The sequence below is a fragment of the Amphritea balenae genome (assembly GCF_003858655.1).
Taxonomy (GTDB): domain Bacteria; phylum Pseudomonadota; class Gammaproteobacteria; order Pseudomonadales; family Balneatricaceae; genus Amphritea; species Amphritea balenae.
This window is the reverse complement of sequence record NZ_RQXV01000009.1, coordinates 80,501-95,359: the sequence shown is the minus strand read 5'-3', so window position 1 is coordinate 95,359 and position 14,859 is coordinate 80,501. Positions and strand designations below refer to the sequence as shown.

Genomic DNA, 14,859 nt, shown 5'->3' with positions numbered 1-14,859 from the left:
TAAAAGGAAAAGAGTTATGAGTATCGAAGGTAAGGTGGCGCTGGTTACTGGTGCTACCCGTGGTATTGGTAAAGAGATTGCGCTGGAGCTGGGTCGTCAGGGCGCCGTTGTAGTGGGTACTGCAACCAGTGATAATGGTGCTGCATCTATCTCTGAATATCTGCAAACAGCAGGTGTAAGCGGTGCAGGAATGCGTCTTGATGTAGGCTCAAATGAGTCGGTTGATGAAGTGATAAAGGCAATTCAGGCCGAGTTCGGAGCTGTTGCTATCATCGTCAATAATGCCGGCATCACACGCGATAATATCATGTTACGCATGAAAGAGGATGAGTGGGATTCGGTTATGAACACCAATCTCAAGTCCGTTTATCGTGTCGCGAAAGGCTGCCTGCGCGGTATGACTAAAGCACGCTGGGGCCGCATCATAAACGTTTCATCTGTGGTAGCGTCAATGGGTAATGCCGGTCAGGCAAACTATGCTGCGGCTAAATCCGGTATGGAAGGATTCAGTCGCGCACTGGCCCGTGAAGTTGCTTCCCGTAATATCACGGTCAACTGTGTTGCGCCGGGCTTTATCGATACCGATATGACCAGTGGCCTGCCAGAAGAGCACAAAGAAACATTACAAAAGCAGATTCCATTAGGCCGCCTTGGGCAGCCTCAGGAAGTTGCTGCAGTCGTTGGTTTTCTTGCCAGCGAAGCCGGTGGTTACGTGACTGGAGACACGATCCATGTCAATGGCGGCATGTATATGTCGTAAAGATTTCCTCTAGGGAATTGTTTTTTTTGCAAAATTGTTGATAATGGGCCGCAGTTCACTGGAGAAAAACGCCGTCAGGCTTGATCCATAACGGCGGATTCTAATAAAATCCCTGTGCACATTTACGGATGTGAACGTCGATAAACAATAGGAAGAGTTATGAGCAACATCGAAGAGCGCGTAAAGAAAATCATTGCTGAACAGCTGGGTGTTAAAGAAGAAGAAGTAACTATCGAAGCTTCTTTTGTTGAAGATCTGGGTGCAGACTCTCTGGATACTGTAGAGCTGGTTATGGCTCTGGAAGAGGAATTCGAAACTGAAATTCCTGATGAAGAAGCAGAGAAGATCACTACTGTTAAACTGGCAATCGATTACATCAACGCACATCAGTAATCGACACAACCAGATTATCGAAAAGCCGCAACTATAGAAATATAGTGCGGCTTTTCTTTTGTTAAGACCGGTAAACCAGGAGGATTTTGATGTCTCGTAGAAGAGTAGTTATTACCGGATTGGGTATGCTGACCCCAGTGGGTAACACTGTCCAGGAGACATGGGCCAATATTCTTAACGGCAAAAGTGGCGCGGCTGAGATCTCTCACTTCGACGCAACACCGTTTGGTACCCGTTTTTCTTCATCGATTAAAGATTTTGATCTGACTGGCTACATGAGCCCGAAAGACGCCCGTAAGATGGACCTGTTCATTCAGTACGGGATGGTAGCGGCAATTCAGGCTGTTGAAGACGCTGGCCTTGAAGTAACTGATGAAAACGCACCACGAATCGGTGTCGCAATTGGTTCAGGCATCGGTGGCCTGCCAATGATCGAAAATACCCATGACACGTTGAATAAAAGTGGTCCTCGCCGCATTTCACCTTTCTTCGTGCCGGGCAGTATTATCAATATGATTTCCGGAAACCTGGCTATTAAGTACGGTTTCAAAGGTCCGAATATCGCAATTACTACCGCTTGCACTACCGGTACTCACAATATCGGATCTGCCGCGCGCATGATTCAGTACGGTGATGCTGATGTGATGATCGCAGGTGGTGCTGAGATGGCAACTACACCATTGGGTGTTGGCGGTTTCGCCGCTGCGCGTGCCTTGTCTACCCGTAACGATGATCCGCAGGCAGCAAGTCGTCCCTGGGATCGTGACCGTGATGGTTTTGTTCTGGGTGATGGTGCAGGTGTTGTTGTGCTTGAAGAATACGAGGCTGCTAAAGCCCGTGGAGCAACCATTTATGCAGAGCTGATCGGCTTTGGTATGAGTGATGATGCTTACCACATGACGTCGCCGCCAGAAGATGGCGCAGGTGCGGCCATGTCCATGGCCAATGCAGTTAAAGATGCGGGCTTAAACCCTGAGCAGATAAACTATATCAATGCCCACGGTACTTCGACACCGGCTGGCGATATTGCTGAATCTAATGCCGCTAAACTGGTGTTAGGTAATGCAGCTGCAGATGTGCGCATGAGCTCGACTAAGTCGATGATTGGCCATCTTTTAGGTGCTGCTGGTGCTGTTGAAGCTATCTTCAGTGTTCTGGCTATCCGCGATCAGGTTGCGCCACCGACGATCAATCTTGATAATCCTTCTGAGGGCTGTGATCTGAACTACGTGGCTCATACTGCCCAGGAAGCGCCTATTGAGGCGGCTATGTCTAACTCATTCGGTTTCGGCGGTACAAACGGTACCCTGATTTTCCGTAAGATCTGAGTTCATGGGCGCGCGTCGCGCGCCCATTCTTTATTTATGGCTTCGAATATACTGATTAATGGTCAGCCTGAACGATCTGTCGATGTTACTGATCGTGGCTTTGCTTATGGTCAGGGCGTTTTTGAAACTATTGTTCTGAATAAAAGCCAGCCGATAGCATGGTCGTTGCATATGCAGCGTTTACAGACCGGTGCAAATCGACTGGGTATCCCGGTTACCCCTGATCTGATTGATCAGCTTGAATATGATTTGCAGCAGTTATTAGCCCTGCAAGCCAATATTCCTGAGCGTCAGATCCTTAAAGTCACAGTAACACGTGGCAGCGGGGGGCGGGGCTATGCTGTATCCGGCGCACTTAAGCCCAACCGAGTGGTGGCGCTGAATCCATATCCTGAATATCCGGATCAGCCTGCTCAAAACGGCATATCTGTTATAAAATGCCAAACCAGGCTGGCTCTGTCGCCGCTATTGGCGGGTATTAAGCATTTGAACCGGCTGGAGCAGGTTTTAGCCCGTGCCGAGTGGGACGATAGCTCAATTCGGGAAGGTCTTGTGCAGGACGCTGATGGGTATCTGGCAGAAGGAACAATGAGCAACCTGTTTTGGGTTAAAAACAATCACCTCTATACGCCGGAGCTTGCGCGTTGTGGGGTTGCTGGCATAGTTCGTCAGCGTATTATGAGTATTGCATCCGATCTGGGCTTAGCGATCAGCCTGGGAGATTTCTCAGAAGCCGAGCTGGATCTCTGCGATGAGTTATTTGTATGCAATAGTGTTATTGGTATCTGGCCTGTCATAAAAATTATTCAGTTAAATCAAACTGAGCAAAAACTGACCATCGGCCCGGTTTCCCGGTTGTTACAGCAACAGCTTGCTGTAGAAGGAATTTATTAGTGCGTAAAGTAGTTCTCTCGTCTGTTGTTATTCTGGTCCTTTTGATTGCAGGATTTATTGCCGCCTGGGCCTCGTTTCAAAGCTATCTGGATGCGCCGTTGAAACTACAGCAATCAAAGATTGTGATGGTGACGCCGGGCAGTAGCTTCGGGCGGGTAGTGAAGCAACTTGCCAGCGAGGGTGTTTTAACTAAACCTGACTGGTTCAATGTCTATATCCGCTTAGAGAAAATAGGTCATCTGTTAAAAGCGGGTGAATATCAGATAGATGCAGGTACTACTCCCCGATTATTGGCGACCCAGTTAATCGAAGGAAAAAGTATTTCCTACAACTTTACGGTAATCGAAGGCTCTACATTTAAGCAGCTTAAGGCAGCTATAAAGGAAAACACCGTTCTTAAGCAAACCCTTGAAGGCAAGACTAATGAGCAGATAATGTCTCTGCTGGGATTAGCTGATAAACACCCTGAGGGCTTGTTCCTGGCTGATACCTATCAGTTTCAGCGGGGTATGAGCGATCTTGATCTGTTGAATCGAGCTAACAGCTTATTACAGCAAGAGCTGGATAAGGCCTGGCAAAATAAGGCGGAAAAACTGCCGTATGCCAGTTCGTATGAGGCTTTAATTATGGCCTCTATTGTTGAAAAAGAGACCGGTTTAAGCTCTGAGCGTCCAACCATCGCCGGTGTATTTGTCAGACGCTTAGAGAAAAAAATGCGTCTGCAAACAGACCCGACTGTTATCTACGGCATGGGTGATAAGTATAAGGGTAATATTCGCAGATCAGATCTACGCAGGCCCACCGCATATAACACATACACCATTGCAGGTTTGCCACCCACACCTATCGCGATGGTAGGCCGTGAAGCGATTCAGGCGGCACTTCATCCAGAGGATGGAAAGTGGCTCTATTTTGTTGCAAAGGGGGATGGAAGCCATCAATTCTCGGCTTCCCTGCAGCAGCATAATCGTGCAGTTAAAGAGTATCAGCTGCGCCGTCGTACTAATTACCGTTCCAGTCCCGACCAGAATTAACGGAATCTATAATGACAACAGTAAAGCCTGGATGCTTTATCACGCTTGAGGGGACCGAAGGTGTCGGGAAATCGACCAATCTCCGGTTTATTGAATCTGTCCTTGAGCAGCATCAGATCGATTACCAGTTAACCCGTGAGCCAGGCGGTACTCCGCTTGCGGAGCAGGTGCGCGAGCTGTTATTGGCTAACCGCGATGAAAAGGTTGCCGATGATGCCGAACTGTTACTGGTCTTTGCCGCCAGAGCGCAGCATTTGGATCAGGTTGTAAGGCCTGCTGTTGATGCGGGTCGATGGGTGCTCTGCGATCGCTTTACCGACGCAACCTTCGCTTATCAGGGTGGCGGCCGGGGTTTGAGTAGAGAGCTGATCAGTCAGCTAGAAACGATTGTACAGCGAGGCTTGCAGCCAGATCTGACCATTTTGCTGGACCTTCCGGTTGAAATTGGCCTGTCTCGGGCAAGTCAGCGAGGCGAGCTTGATCGCTTTGAAAATGAAAAAATCGAATTCTTTGACCGGGTGCGCAACGCCTACCTTGACCGGGCCGGTTCTGATCCGAAGCGATTTGCTATAATCGATGCTTCCGGCACGTTAGAGCAGGTGCAGGAGCAGATCGCACAGGTATTAAATACTTTTTTGGCAAAGCAGAGGTAAGTTGAGTGGCTGATGATGATATCTGGCAGGATAAACCTCTGGTTTTACCTTGGTTAAAAGGGCGCTGGGAGCATCTGCTTGAGCTTAATGAACAAAACCGCTTACCTCATGCGTTATTGATTAATGGCCCGGAAGGCATAGGCAAAGCCTGCTTTGCGCTGGCATTAGCCAACTATATGTTATGCCGCTCGCCTCAGGCAGGTAGTGCCTGCGGTCATTGCCGAAGCTGTGAATTGAGCAGTTCTGGTGGTCATCCGGATATGTATCGGTTACAGCCGGACGAACCGGGCAAACCGATAAAAATAGATCAGGTAAGGCAGCTAACTGAGTTTATCTATTCAACAGCTCAACAAGGCGGTTATCGGATCGTCATTATTGATCCGGCAGACAGTATGAATATAAATGCAGCCAATGCATTGCTGAAGATGCTGGAAGAGCCAGGCTCAGATACGCTACTGATGCTTTTAACGCATCGTTTGGGTCAGATGCTGCCCACGATTAAAAGTCGTTGTCAGCGCGTTGATATGCCCTTGGCGGATACTCAACTGGCAACCCAGTGGGTCGCAACCCAATTGGAAGTAGATGCAGCCGAAGCTGAGCAGTTATTGGTAATAGCCCATAACTCACCCCTCCAGGCACTGGCTTATAAGCAAGATGATCTGCTAGGGCTGCGGGCCCGTGTTTTGAAGGGGCTGGCTGACATTCTGAAGAATCGTCGTTCAGTAATTGAAGTATCGCAGAGTTTATACAAAGAAGATCTTGAGTTGGTTTTGGGCTGGATCTACAGTTGGTTAGTTGATATTGCCCGTACCTCAGAAAATAATACCGATGAAGATCTGTTGCGTCATAGCGATGCAAGAAATATGCTGGTAGCTGTAGCACGAAAGGTCGGTAGTAAAAAACTCTACCAATTTGCCGATAGTGTTCATGAGGCGCGGCGGGATGTGATGTTTCGGCGCAACCCGAATAAACAGCTGTTAATGGAAAAGCTTTTACACCAGTGGTATATGTTGCCGCGCCCATAATGCCGTTAACATATACAGCAGCAGATCCCGGTAGTAAGATGGTTAGGGTTAAAACTTAAGTATCTGATATCAGAGCTTATTATAAGTACTTAATAATAGTGCTTATAGCATACGAATCGAGGGAGGCAGGATAGCCAATGTCAGTTGTGCCACGCATGAGCCACGGAATACTTTCCCTGGCAATAGAGACGAAGGAAGATCTCTATAAATCGTACATGCCTTATGTTAAAAATGGCGGACTGTTTATACCCACGACCCGTACTTATCAGTTGGGTGAAGAGGTATTTATGCTCCTCAGCCTGATTGAAGAGGATGATAAAATTCCGGTCACCGGTAAGGTGATCTGGGTTACGCCTCGCGCAGCACAAGGTGGCAGAATCCCGGGTATAGGCATACAGCTGTCTCAGGAAGATGCCACCTTAGTGACTAAGATCGAAACTTATGTTGCGACTATGCTGAATTCCGGCCGTCGTACTAATACTATGTAATTCAGAGTTACCTCCTCAGATGTTTGTTGATTCTCACTGTCACCTGGACAGGCTGGACCTGTCTACCCGTAATAACCAGTTACAACCCGTGCTTGATGCCGCTGCAGAACGAAACGTATCCCGTATGCTATGTGTTGCGATAGATCTGCAACAGCTACCAACGATGTTTCGTAGTATTGAGAACTACCCTAATGTATTTGCTTCGGTAGGCGTTCATCCGCTACATGTTGATCAGGGCGTGCCTGAGGTATCTGAACTGTTAGCACTGGCAAAAGCCCCGAAAGTGGTAGCACTGGGAGAAACAGGTCTCGATTACTTTTATCAAAAAGAGACTATTGCTGCGCAACAGGACAGCTTTATTCACCACCTCCAGGCGTCGGCGCAGTCAGGTCTGCCGGTTATCGTTCATACCCGGGATGCCCGTGAAGATACTATCCGGATATTAAAGCAACATGCTGATACTGATGTCGGTGGTGTTTTACACTGCTTTACTGAAACCTGGGAGATGGCTAAGCAAGCACTGGATCTCAATTACATGATCTCTTTTTCCGGTATCATTACGTTTCGTAATGCTGCAGAGCTACGTGAAGTTGTCAGACAGGTTCCACTTGAAAACCTGCTAATTGAAACCGATGCGCCTTATCTAACCCCGGTACCTTACCGGGGTAAGCCCAATGAGCCGCAATATGTAGTCGAAGTGGCCCAGTGTGTAGCCGATATCAAAGGGGTTAGCGTTGAGCAGGTCGCTGAAGTGACCAGTGCTAACTTTGATCGCCTATTTAATAAAGCGGTAATATAAAATGCATTATCAATACCCGCCAGTAGACTACATTGAACCGGTTTATCGCCCACCCAGCGAAGCGAACTCTCTGATTCTGCAGGTAACCAATGGTTGTAGCAGGAATTACTGTACCTATTGCGAGATGTATACCGATCCGCAGAAAAAATTTAAGCCTAAACAGCAGGATCAGGTTTTACAGGAAATCATTCGCTGCAGTGAGCAGCTTAATGGTGTTCGCCGGGTATTCCTGGGTGACGGTGATGCCATGGTGCTCTCGTTTAAGCGTCTTAAAGCTATTCTTGAAGCGATCCGGCAGTATCTGCCTTCGGTAACCCGGGTATCAGCTTATGCGCTTCCTTCAAATCTTCAGAATAAGACCGTTGAGCAACTGCAGGAGTTGCATTCATTAGGTCTGAGTCTCATATATGTAGGCGCTGAGAGCGGTGATGATGAGGTTTTGAAGTGTATTAATAAAGGTGAGACCTATGAATCAACGCGGGATGCCCTGTTAAAAGCCCGTCAGGCCGGTATTAAAACTTCGGTCATGTTGATTAATGGCATAGGCGGTACCCGCTTCAGCAAGCAGCACGCTCTTAATTCGGCGCGCCTGATAAATGAAGTACAGCCAGAATATCTGGCTACACTGGTTCTGTTCTTTCGTAATGGCTCTGAGCGCCTGGTAGAAGGGTATGGGGGGGATTTCACGCCACTGAATCAGATTCAGCTATTTCAGGAGATGGAGCTATTCCTGTCTAATCTCCAACTGGAAAAAACTATTTTCCGGAGTGACCATGCTTCTAACTACCTGGTACTTAAGGGTGTTTTGAACCGTGATCTTGATTCAATGTTGCAGCAACTGCACAAAGCCATTCACGCTCCTGACAAGGTTTTTCTGCGTAGTAACAGTGCCCGGTCTTTTTAAGCTTATTTGCGGGATCTTCAATCCCGCAAGAGAAAGTTTACTGATTGTCAGATGTTCATCGCTTTTAATAGTCTGATAACGACATATTCATACTAAATACCAAAGTGTGGTAACAATTCCGTCAAAGGACCTAGTTACATTGTTATTTTGTTGCTTTATACTTTTGTATGATTATAAGTATAAGTGCGTATATAACTAAAGGTAATAATAATGAGAAGGCCAGTTCGAATTGCTGTTACGGGTGCTGCAGGTGCAATAAGTTACAATCTGCTTTTTAAAATCGCCGCAGGTGAAATGATGGGGAAAGATCAGCCTGTTATTCTACAGCTGATTGAGATTCCAGATGCCATGAATGCTCTTCGCGGAGTGGCCATGGAGCTTGAAGATTGCGCTTATCCTTTGCTACACACTATTACGCTTCATGATAATGTTGAGGAAGGCTTTTCTAACTGCCACTACGCATTATTAGTAGGTGCACGCCCACGAGGCCCTGGCATGGAACGTCGGGATCTGATGGAAGTTAATGCGGAAATTTTCTCTCGGCAGGGTAAGGCGCTAAATGATTTCGCCAACCGCGACGTTAAAGTACTGGTAACCGGTAACCCGGCTAATACCAATGCGCTGATAGCCAGTCGTAATGCACCTGATCTGAGTCCTTCTCAGTTCACGTGCCTGACCCGTCTGGATCATAACCGGGCTAAAGGTATGCTGGCCAGCCAATGCGGCGTTACAGCCCGAGACATTAAGAATATTGTTATCTGGGGTAATCATTCTCCTACTCAGTATCCTGACCTGCACCATGCCACTGTTTTTGGTCAGCCTGCGATGGGGCAGATCGATACCAGCTGGTATCGTGATGAATTTATTCCACGGGTTCAGCAGCGCGGTAGTGAGATCATCAATGCACGTGGACTGTCCAGCGCAGCCTCTGCCGCTCAGGCGATCGTTGATCAGATGAATAACTGGTGCCTGGGTACTGAGCCTGGCGAAATAGTCAGTATGGGCATTCTGAGCGACGGTAGCTATGGCATCCAGAAAGGGATCTTCTTCTCATTCCCGGTACGTTGTAACTATGGTCGGTACCAGATTGTACAGGGTCTGGATGTTGGTGAGTTTAGTCGCCAAAAACTGACTGCAACAGAGCTTGAACTGCTGGAAGAGAAGGGCGTAGTTGAATCACTACTGCCTGAAGAAACCGAAGAATCCCATACGAATCTGTCTATCTGTCTGAAATCTGGCGTAACCTTGTACGCTGATGGAACCGGCCCTAGCCAGGAAAGTAAGTTTATGAGTAACAATCGGGTACTCTAAAGGTTAATAGCCTGTCAATCAGCCCCGCCAAAGGTAAATTTGAGCGGGGCTTTTTTATGATTATGGCAGCCAATACCCAAAACCAGAGATTGAATTAATTTACACTGAATCATCGGTGTTTTGTATCCCGTTGCGGTCTGTCACAATGATAGAAAACATTGCCGTTAGCAATCGTACAGTCAATAATCACTGGCAGTTTTTTTAAACATTACGCTGAGCTACTTCCCTACATCTTTACCAGCGGTCTATCGCCATGATTGAAATAATTAAAGTTAATACCCGCGGGCAGGGGTTATATGAATTCACCACTGAACTGCAGCACCTGGTATCCCGCAGCGGCTTGTCAGAGGGGCTGTGTAGCCTGTTGATTCAACATACCAGTGCAAGTATGACGATCCAGGAGAATGCCGATCCTAGCGCTCAGTATGATCTGGAACGCTGGTTAAATCGCCTTGTTGTCGAAGGTGATCCTCTGTATACCCACACATTGGAAGGAGCTGATGATATGCCAGCGCATATCAAAGCGGCACTCACATCGACAACGCTGTCCATTCCGGTTATCGATGGGCGGCTGGCATTAGGAACCTGGCAAGGTGTGTTTTGTTGGGAGCATCGGCACGCAAAACAACAGCGTCGCATTGTGTGCCATTTGGGTGGCTAAAGCAGAAGCGGGCAGGGCTAAACAGTAGGCTGAAAACCGAGTGTTTGTTTAATTGCTTTCATCTTCGACTAATTTAAAGCGGGTTAGCATCTTTTCAAGATCCAGAAGGATGATTAGCTGCTCTTCACGGTAGCACACACCCTGTACGAACTGCTTGGTCACATCATCTCGCATAACGCCTGGCGCGCGGTCTGTTTCACTTTCAGGCAGGGTTAGCACTTCAGATACACCATCAACCAGGATGCCGATGGTTTCCTGTTCGTCGAACTCTACAACCACAATGCGGGTGTTGTTATCGATCTCACTGGATTGCATACCAAACAAACTGCGTGAGCTGATAACAGTAACGACATTACCACGAAGGTTAATGATGCCGAGTACACCATCAGGTGCACCAGGTACCGGGGTGATATCGGTAAAACGAAGTACTTCTTTTACCTGCATTACATCGATAGCATACTGCTCATCCGCGATAGAAAACGTCGCCCACTGACGGAAAATCTCCTGGCTATCATTGTTTTGCTTTACTCCGGCAATACTTTCGGATTTAAGCTCAGCCTGAATTTGCTGAAGTTGTTGTGCTGCTGCTTCAAGGCTCATTCGTTTACCCGTCTGATTCTCTGTGTTTCATCCAGTTGAGACTCTCCAGTGATGAGCTTGCAGGAGTGTACTCAAGGCTTGTTAGGCCAGAATATCCCATATCGTCCAAAGCTTGAAAGATGTTGCTGAAGTTTAACTCCCCAGTTTGAGGCTCATGCCGTCCGGGTACATCGGCAAACTGAATATGACCTATTCGGTCAAGGTTGTTTTGCAATGTCGTAATCAGGTTTCCTTCCATAATCTGCATATGGTAAATATCGTACTGCAGCTTCAGATTGGGGTGGCCTACCTGGTCAAACAGAATAAATGCCTGCTGACTATTGTTGAGAAAGAAGCCAGGGATATCCTGAGTATTGATCGCCTCAGCTAACAACTGAATGCCTGCAGACTCGAGCTTTTCGGCTGCGTATCTGAGGTTATTAATAAATGTTGGTTCTATTTCTTCATGGCTATAATTAACCGGAGATATGCCGGATAAGATATTGATTTGTTTGCACTTAAGGCCAGCTGCATAACAAATAGCCCGATCTAGTCCCTGGCGAAACTCTTCGCTTCTGTCAGGATGGCAGGCGATACCACGTTCGCCACCGGCCCAATTTCCGGCAGGGGCATTGAGCAGTACCAGCTGCTGACAATTTTTCTCAAGTTCAGCACTGATCTGCTCAATAGGTAACTCATAGGGAAACTGTACTTCTACCTTTTTAAAGCCCGCGGCGGCCGCTGCAGAAAAGCGCTCGACGAACGGTAACTCGGTAAACAGCATGCTTAGATTGACTGCAAAATCAGGCATTATTCTTACTCGTTAAATCTTAGTTCGGGCCATCAAAATCGGGATAAGGGCAACTGGTAGCCTTATCATTCAGGCGTTTATCATTGTTGAGCATTTCCAGCTGAAGCAGCAGGCCGCTATGATCGACCTCTTCATAGCCCTTATTGACCAGCTCCTGATATTGCTCATAAGTACACTGGGCTAATGGTAGTGTCAGGTTCTGATTGCTTGCAGTGTCCAGAATCGTGCGCAGATCCTTCAGCTGAACTCTTGAGGTAGCGCCAGGATTGAATTGACGGTCAATCATACGCTGGCCATGCAGATCCAGAATTCGGCTGCTGGCAAAGCCGCCCATTAATGCTTCTCTGACCGCAACAGGATCGGCGCCGCCTTCAGCGGCTAGTAACAACGCTTCAGAAACCGCACCGATAGTAATACCAACGATCGCCTGGTTAGCGCATTTTGCCAATTGGCCAGCCCCTGTTGGACCGATGTAGGTCGATTTTCCCATTGCATTGAAGATCGTCTGGCATCGGTCGAAATCAGCCCTGTCTCCGCCCGCCATTATTGACAGAGAGGCCTGTTCTGCGCCCACTGTGCCTCCGGATACCGGCGCGTCAAGATAGCCAACCGAAAGATCCTTAAAGCGTTGACCGTGTTGTTTGGCCATGTCTGGAGGAATTGAACTCATATCAATCACAATGCTGCCGGGCTTAAAAGAACTGCTGTCAGTCTGTTGAAACAGGACCTCGTCAACGATTGGACCGTTTTCAAGCATAGTGATGATAATATCTGCCTGACTGATCGCCTGTTGAGTTGTCGCTGCAGTTTGCGCACCTGCTGCTTTCAGGGCTTGAGCTTTTGCAGCAGTGCGGTTCCATGCGATAACGTCAAATCCTGCCTGTAGCAGATTGATCGCCATAGGTTTACCCATCAGGCCGATACCGAGAAAAGCAATCTTCATATCAATACCTTTAATTTGATATCTTCAAAGACAATTAGTAGGTTTTGGCAGGCCGGCTATTTTACTGGCAAGTTTGGGTGGGCTGCCCGGGAACAGGGACATCAGATAGATGCTCTTACCTTTATCCGGCCCCAGTTTAGCGGCTACAGCTTTAACCAGAGGACGCATGGCGGGGGACATCTCATATTCTTGATAGAAATCCCGCAACAGGTTCAATATCTCCCAGTGCGCTTCACTCAACTCAATCCCTTCCTGCCGGGCGAGGTGTTCCGCGACAACAGGCTGCCAGTCTGTCAGTTTTCTGAGATAACCTTCCGGGTCCTGTTCAACAGTCTGGCCATCAATAATAATTACATCCATATCAGAACCAACTCACCACTTTCTGGTAACGACAGCTCAGTTCAACAAAGCCATCGTAATCGATAACTCTGAAGTCGGGGTTGAGATCCTGTAATCCACGGGCCTGGGCATCAGCATCAAGCAGGTAACCCTGAACAGAGCCGGGCAGGCGGGTAAATAGTTCTGCATAAGCCGGCATCGCAGCATAAACAGCATTCTCAATAAGAATCAGCGCATCACCTTCACTCAGGGCGCTAAGACAGTCCTTTAATGCACCGCTTTCAGCCGGTGTTTTGTTTATGGTGTGTAAAGTCATAATCAGAAACTCAGTACCTGGTCGTGCTGCTTAATTAACAGGGCTATTTCAGGCTCAGTTAATGGCTTAATTTTCAGTTGAATTGTATCGGGGTTAATACCTCGTTGTTCAAGCGAAGTCCTGCTGACATACAGCTGATCAATATCGTACATCTCCAGCATCGCCAGATTAGCCGACAGATTTTTCTGGCCGATCTGGTCAGGCTTGTGTGATGGCAGTAACTGAAGCACAGCATCATCCAGAAAGAGTAAGCTCAATGGCTGCTCAAATACAGAGATAGTCAGGGCAACATCTAAAGCATCCCGAGCGGCACTACTACCATAAGGGGCTTTACGGTTGATGATCAGGAATGACTTCTTGTTTTCACTCATCATCAGGCTCCAAAAGTAACTATACGATCAGAAACGATACCCGCTTCCACCAGCTGACCTAAGCCAGACAACGCAAATGGTTGAGCCAGGTTGTCAGCGGACTTTTCATAACGGCGGGCTTCATCCGCATCGATAATGCCACGACGCACAGCTGCCGCTATACACACCACCAGATCCAGTTCATGATTTTTTGCCAGTTCAGCCCACTGAGCTGGAATGTTTGATTCATCCTGTGGGGGGGCGGCCAATGATGAGCCACTGTGCACTCCATCGGCGTAAAAAAATACCCGGTGAATGCTATGGCCCAGGTTCAAAAGGCTTTGGCAATAACGCAGGGCGCTGTCAGAGGCTTGCGAGCTGTAGGGAGCGCCGGTAATTACGATAGAAAAGATCATAATATATTGATTCTATATAACTAAAAAAGCCCTGCAATCTTATCAGGATTGCAGGGCTTTGTGTTTGCTTTTCAGTATCTGAAACAATGACTTTCAGTGATTAGTCGTCGTTCAGGAAACCCACCAGGCTTAGCAGGTGAATAAACAGGTTAAAGATACTGGTATAGAGACCTACTGTCGCCATGATGTAGTTAGTGTAAGTACCGTTAACAATGTTGCTGGTGTCATAAATGATGAAGCCTGACATCAACAGAACGATAACAGCAGAAAACGCCAGGTTCAGTGCAGGAATATGAATACCGAAGAATGGCAGTACTAGTAGTATTACCATAGCCACCAGCGCCATCATCATGCCCGCAGCCAGGAAACCACCCATGAAGCTGAAGTCTTTCTTACTGGTCAGAACATAAGCTGAGAGGCCCAGGAAAGTTGCAGCCGTCATGCCCATCGCAGTCATAATGATCTGACCACCATTGGCCATTGCCAGGTAGTTATTGAGAATAGGGCCAAGAGCAAAGCCGAACAGTCCGGTAAAAGCGAAAACCAGCGGCAGCGCAGCAGCACTGTTCTGCTTTTTAGCGATGACGAACGATAAGATCATGCCAACAATAAGTGCGCCTATTGCCAGAATCATCGGCGGATTCATGATCATGGAGATACCGGCGGTAACGGCACTGAACACCAGTGTCATGGCCAGTAGCATGTAGGTGTTACGAATCACCTTGTTAGTCGCCAGAATTGATGGTTCTGAACGGACCGTCATAGTATCAATATTACGCATTTTATCCCTCTGAAATATAAGGCTTTAATCGCCAATAAAATTCGTTGTTACTATATATATAGCTTTTATTCAGG

20 protein-coding genes are annotated in these 14,859 nt (G+C 47.6%); 12 read left to right on the top strand and 8 right to left on the bottom strand.

Annotated features, from left to right (window positions below; translation table 11 throughout):
* Nucleotides 1–16 precede the first annotated feature (16 nt).
* From fabG to EHS89_RS15450, 12 genes are all read left to right on the top strand, one after another.
* The gene (gene fabG / locus EHS89_RS15505) at nt 17–760 is read left to right on the top strand and encodes a 3-oxoacyl-ACP reductase FabG (protein ID WP_124927074.1); all 744 of its coding nucleotides are present in this window, start codon (nt 17–19) and stop codon (nt 758–760) included.
* 159 nt (nt 761–919) lie between these two features.
* Nucleotides 920–1,153, top strand: a complete 234-nt coding sequence (acpP, locus tag EHS89_RS15500) for an acyl carrier protein (protein ID WP_124927073.1) — start codon at nt 920–922, stop codon at nt 1,151–1,153.
* An 89-nt stretch (nt 1,154–1,242) separates the two neighbouring features.
* Nucleotides 1,243–2,481: a beta-ketoacyl-ACP synthase II gene (gene fabF / locus EHS89_RS15495; RefSeq protein WP_124927072.1), complete on the top strand. Its 1,239-nt coding sequence runs from the start codon at nt 1,243–1,245 to the stop codon at nt 2,479–2,481.
* Nucleotides 2,482–2,517: 36 nt separating this feature from the next.
* The gene (gene pabC / locus EHS89_RS15490; protein ID WP_124927071.1) at nt 2,518–3,375 is read left to right on the top strand and encodes an aminodeoxychorismate lyase; all 858 of its coding nucleotides are present in this window, start codon (nt 2,518–2,520) and stop codon (nt 3,373–3,375) included.
* Entirely contained in the window at nt 3,375–4,409 is a 1,035-nt protein-coding gene (mltG, locus tag EHS89_RS15485) for an endolytic transglycosylase MltG (RefSeq protein WP_124927070.1), read from the top strand. The genes pabC and mltG overlap by 1 nt, the downstream gene beginning before the upstream one ends.
* Before the next feature lie 11 nt (nt 4,410–4,420).
* A complete protein-coding gene (gene tmk / locus EHS89_RS15480) occupies nt 4,421–5,062 on the top strand; it encodes a dTMP kinase (protein ID WP_124927069.1) in 642 nt (213 codons plus the stop codon).
* 5 nt (nt 5,063–5,067) lie between these two features.
* Nucleotides 5,068–6,087, top strand: coding sequence for a DNA polymerase III subunit delta' (locus EHS89_RS15475; RefSeq protein ID WP_124927068.1), 1,020 nt, complete (start codon nt 5,068–5,070; stop codon nt 6,085–6,087).
* A 137-nt stretch (nt 6,088–6,224) separates the two neighbouring features.
* On the top strand, nt 6,225–6,575 hold the full coding sequence (locus EHS89_RS15470; RefSeq protein WP_124927067.1) for a PilZ domain-containing protein: 351 nt from the start codon (nt 6,225–6,227) through the stop codon (nt 6,573–6,575).
* Nucleotides 6,576–6,594: 19 nt separating this feature from the next.
* A complete protein-coding gene (locus EHS89_RS15465) occupies nt 6,595–7,374 on the top strand; it encodes a TatD family hydrolase (protein WP_124927066.1) in 780 nt (259 codons plus the stop codon).
* 1 nt (nt 7,375) lies between these two features.
* Nucleotides 7,376–8,278 carry a radical SAM protein gene (locus tag EHS89_RS15460; RefSeq protein WP_124927065.1) on the top strand — a complete coding sequence of 301 codons (903 nt, stop codon included), beginning with the start codon at nt 7,376–7,378 and terminating at the stop codon, nt 8,276–8,278.
* 210 nt (nt 8,279–8,488) lie between these two features.
* Nucleotides 8,489–9,589 (top strand): malate dehydrogenase, encoded by a 1,101-nt coding sequence (locus EHS89_RS15455; RefSeq protein ID WP_124927064.1) that lies wholly within the window; start codon nt 8,489–8,491, stop codon nt 9,587–9,589.
* A gap of 253 nt (nt 9,590–9,842) precedes the next feature.
* Nucleotides 9,843–10,250 (top strand): secondary thiamine-phosphate synthase enzyme YjbQ, encoded by a 408-nt coding sequence (locus tag EHS89_RS15450; RefSeq protein WP_124927063.1) that lies wholly within the window; start codon nt 9,843–9,845, stop codon nt 10,248–10,250.
* 48 nt (nt 10,251–10,298) lie between these two features.
* Here the strand turns inward: EHS89_RS15450 and EHS89_RS15445 are convergent, their stop codons facing one another.
* The 8 genes from EHS89_RS15445 to EHS89_RS15410 all read right to left on the bottom strand — a co-directional run bounded on the left by EHS89_RS15445 (nt 10,299) and on the right by EHS89_RS15410 (nt 14,785).
* Nucleotides 10,299–10,850 carry a chemotaxis protein CheW gene (locus EHS89_RS15445; RefSeq protein WP_124927062.1) on the bottom strand — a complete coding sequence of 184 codons (552 nt, stop codon included), beginning with the start codon at nt 10,848–10,850 and terminating at the stop codon, nt 10,299–10,301.
* Nucleotides 10,851–10,854: 4 nt separating this feature from the next.
* Nucleotides 10,855–11,640: a hydroxypyruvate isomerase gene (gene hyi, locus EHS89_RS15440; RefSeq protein ID WP_124927061.1), complete on the bottom strand. Its 786-nt coding sequence runs from the start codon at nt 11,638–11,640 to the stop codon at nt 10,855–10,857.
* A 19-nt stretch (nt 11,641–11,659) separates the two neighbouring features.
* Nucleotides 11,660–12,583 (bottom strand): NAD(P)-dependent oxidoreductase, encoded by a 924-nt coding sequence (locus tag EHS89_RS15435; protein WP_124927060.1) that lies wholly within the window; start codon nt 12,581–12,583, stop codon nt 11,660–11,662.
* Between the two features lie 24 nt (nt 12,584–12,607).
* Nucleotides 12,608–12,943 carry a TusE/DsrC/DsvC family sulfur relay protein gene (locus tag EHS89_RS15430; RefSeq protein ID WP_124927059.1) on the bottom strand — a complete coding sequence of 112 codons (336 nt, stop codon included), beginning with the start codon at nt 12,941–12,943 and terminating at the stop codon, nt 12,608–12,610.
* 1 nt (nt 12,944) lies between these two features.
* Nucleotides 12,945–13,238, bottom strand: a complete 294-nt coding sequence (gene tusB / locus EHS89_RS15425; protein ID WP_124927058.1) for a sulfurtransferase complex subunit TusB — start codon at nt 13,236–13,238, stop codon at nt 12,945–12,947.
* A 2-nt stretch (nt 13,239–13,240) separates the two neighbouring features.
* Nucleotides 13,241–13,612, bottom strand: a complete 372-nt coding sequence (gene tusC / locus EHS89_RS15420) for a sulfurtransferase complex subunit TusC (protein ID WP_229753777.1) — start codon at nt 13,610–13,612, stop codon at nt 13,241–13,243.
* Entirely contained in the window at nt 13,612–14,004 is a 393-nt protein-coding gene (tusD, locus tag EHS89_RS15415; protein ID WP_124927056.1) for a sulfurtransferase complex subunit TusD, read from the bottom strand. The genes tusC and tusD overlap by 1 nt, the downstream gene beginning before the upstream one ends.
* A 100-nt stretch (nt 14,005–14,104) precedes the next feature.
* Nucleotides 14,105–14,785 carry a Bax inhibitor-1/YccA family protein gene (locus tag EHS89_RS15410; RefSeq protein ID WP_124927055.1) on the bottom strand — a complete coding sequence of 227 codons (681 nt, stop codon included), beginning with the start codon at nt 14,783–14,785 and terminating at the stop codon, nt 14,105–14,107.
* Nucleotides 14,786–14,859 lie beyond the last annotated feature (74 nt).

What these genes read in the sequence shown, in the direction of transcription:
- fabG (WP_124927074.1), top strand. Translation starts at nt 17, where the DNA reads ATGAGTATCGAAGGTAAGGTGGCGCTGGTTACTGGTGCTACCCGTGGT.
- acpP (WP_124927073.1), top strand. Translation starts at nt 920, where the DNA reads ATGAGCAACATCGAAGAGCGCGTAAAGAAAATCATTGCTGAACAGCTG.
- fabF (WP_124927072.1), top strand. Translation starts at nt 1,243, where the DNA reads ATGTCTCGTAGAAGAGTAGTTATTACCGGATTGGGTATGCTGACCCCA.
- pabC (WP_124927071.1), top strand. Translation starts at nt 2,518, where the DNA reads ATGGCTTCGAATATACTGATTAATGGTCAGCCTGAACGATCTGTCGAT.
- tmk (WP_124927069.1), top strand. Translation starts at nt 4,421, where the DNA reads ATGACAACAGTAAAGCCTGGATGCTTTATCACGCTTGAGGGGACCGAA.
- EHS89_RS15470 (WP_124927067.1), top strand. Translation starts at nt 6,225, where the DNA reads ATGTCAGTTGTGCCACGCATGAGCCACGGAATACTTTCCCTGGCAATA.
- EHS89_RS15465 (WP_124927066.1), top strand. Translation starts at nt 6,595, where the DNA reads ATGTTTGTTGATTCTCACTGTCACCTGGACAGGCTGGACCTGTCTACC.
- EHS89_RS15460 (WP_124927065.1), top strand. Translation starts at nt 7,376, where the DNA reads ATGCATTATCAATACCCGCCAGTAGACTACATTGAACCGGTTTATCGC.
- EHS89_RS15455 (WP_124927064.1), top strand. Translation starts at nt 8,489, where the DNA reads ATGAGAAGGCCAGTTCGAATTGCTGTTACGGGTGCTGCAGGTGCAATA.
- EHS89_RS15450 (WP_124927063.1), top strand. Translation starts at nt 9,843, where the DNA reads ATGATTGAAATAATTAAAGTTAATACCCGCGGGCAGGGGTTATATGAA.
- EHS89_RS15445 (WP_124927062.1), bottom strand. Translation starts at nt 10,850, where the DNA reads ATGAGCCTTGAAGCAGCAGCACAACAACTTCAGCAAATTCAGGCTGAG.
- hyi (WP_124927061.1), bottom strand. Translation starts at nt 11,640, where the DNA reads ATGCCTGATTTTGCAGTCAATCTAAGCATGCTGTTTACCGAGTTACCG.
- EHS89_RS15435 (WP_124927060.1), bottom strand. Translation starts at nt 12,583, where the DNA reads ATGAAGATTGCTTTTCTCGGTATCGGCCTGATGGGTAAACCTATGGCG.
- EHS89_RS15430 (WP_124927059.1), bottom strand. Translation starts at nt 12,943, where the DNA reads ATGGATGTAATTATTATTGATGGCCAGACTGTTGAACAGGACCCGGAA.
- tusB (WP_124927058.1), bottom strand. Translation starts at nt 13,238, where the DNA reads ATGACTTTACACACCATAAACAAAACACCGGCTGAAAGCGGTGCATTA.
- tusC (WP_229753777.1), bottom strand. Translation starts at nt 13,612, where the DNA reads ATGATGAGTGAAAACAAGAAGTCATTCCTGATCATCAACCGTAAAGCC.
- tusD (WP_124927056.1), bottom strand. Translation starts at nt 14,004, where the DNA reads ATGATCTTTTCTATCGTAATTACCGGCGCTCCCTACAGCTCGCAAGCC.
- EHS89_RS15410 (WP_124927055.1), bottom strand. Translation starts at nt 14,785, where the DNA reads ATGCGTAATATTGATACTATGACGGTCCGTTCAGAACCATCAATTCTG.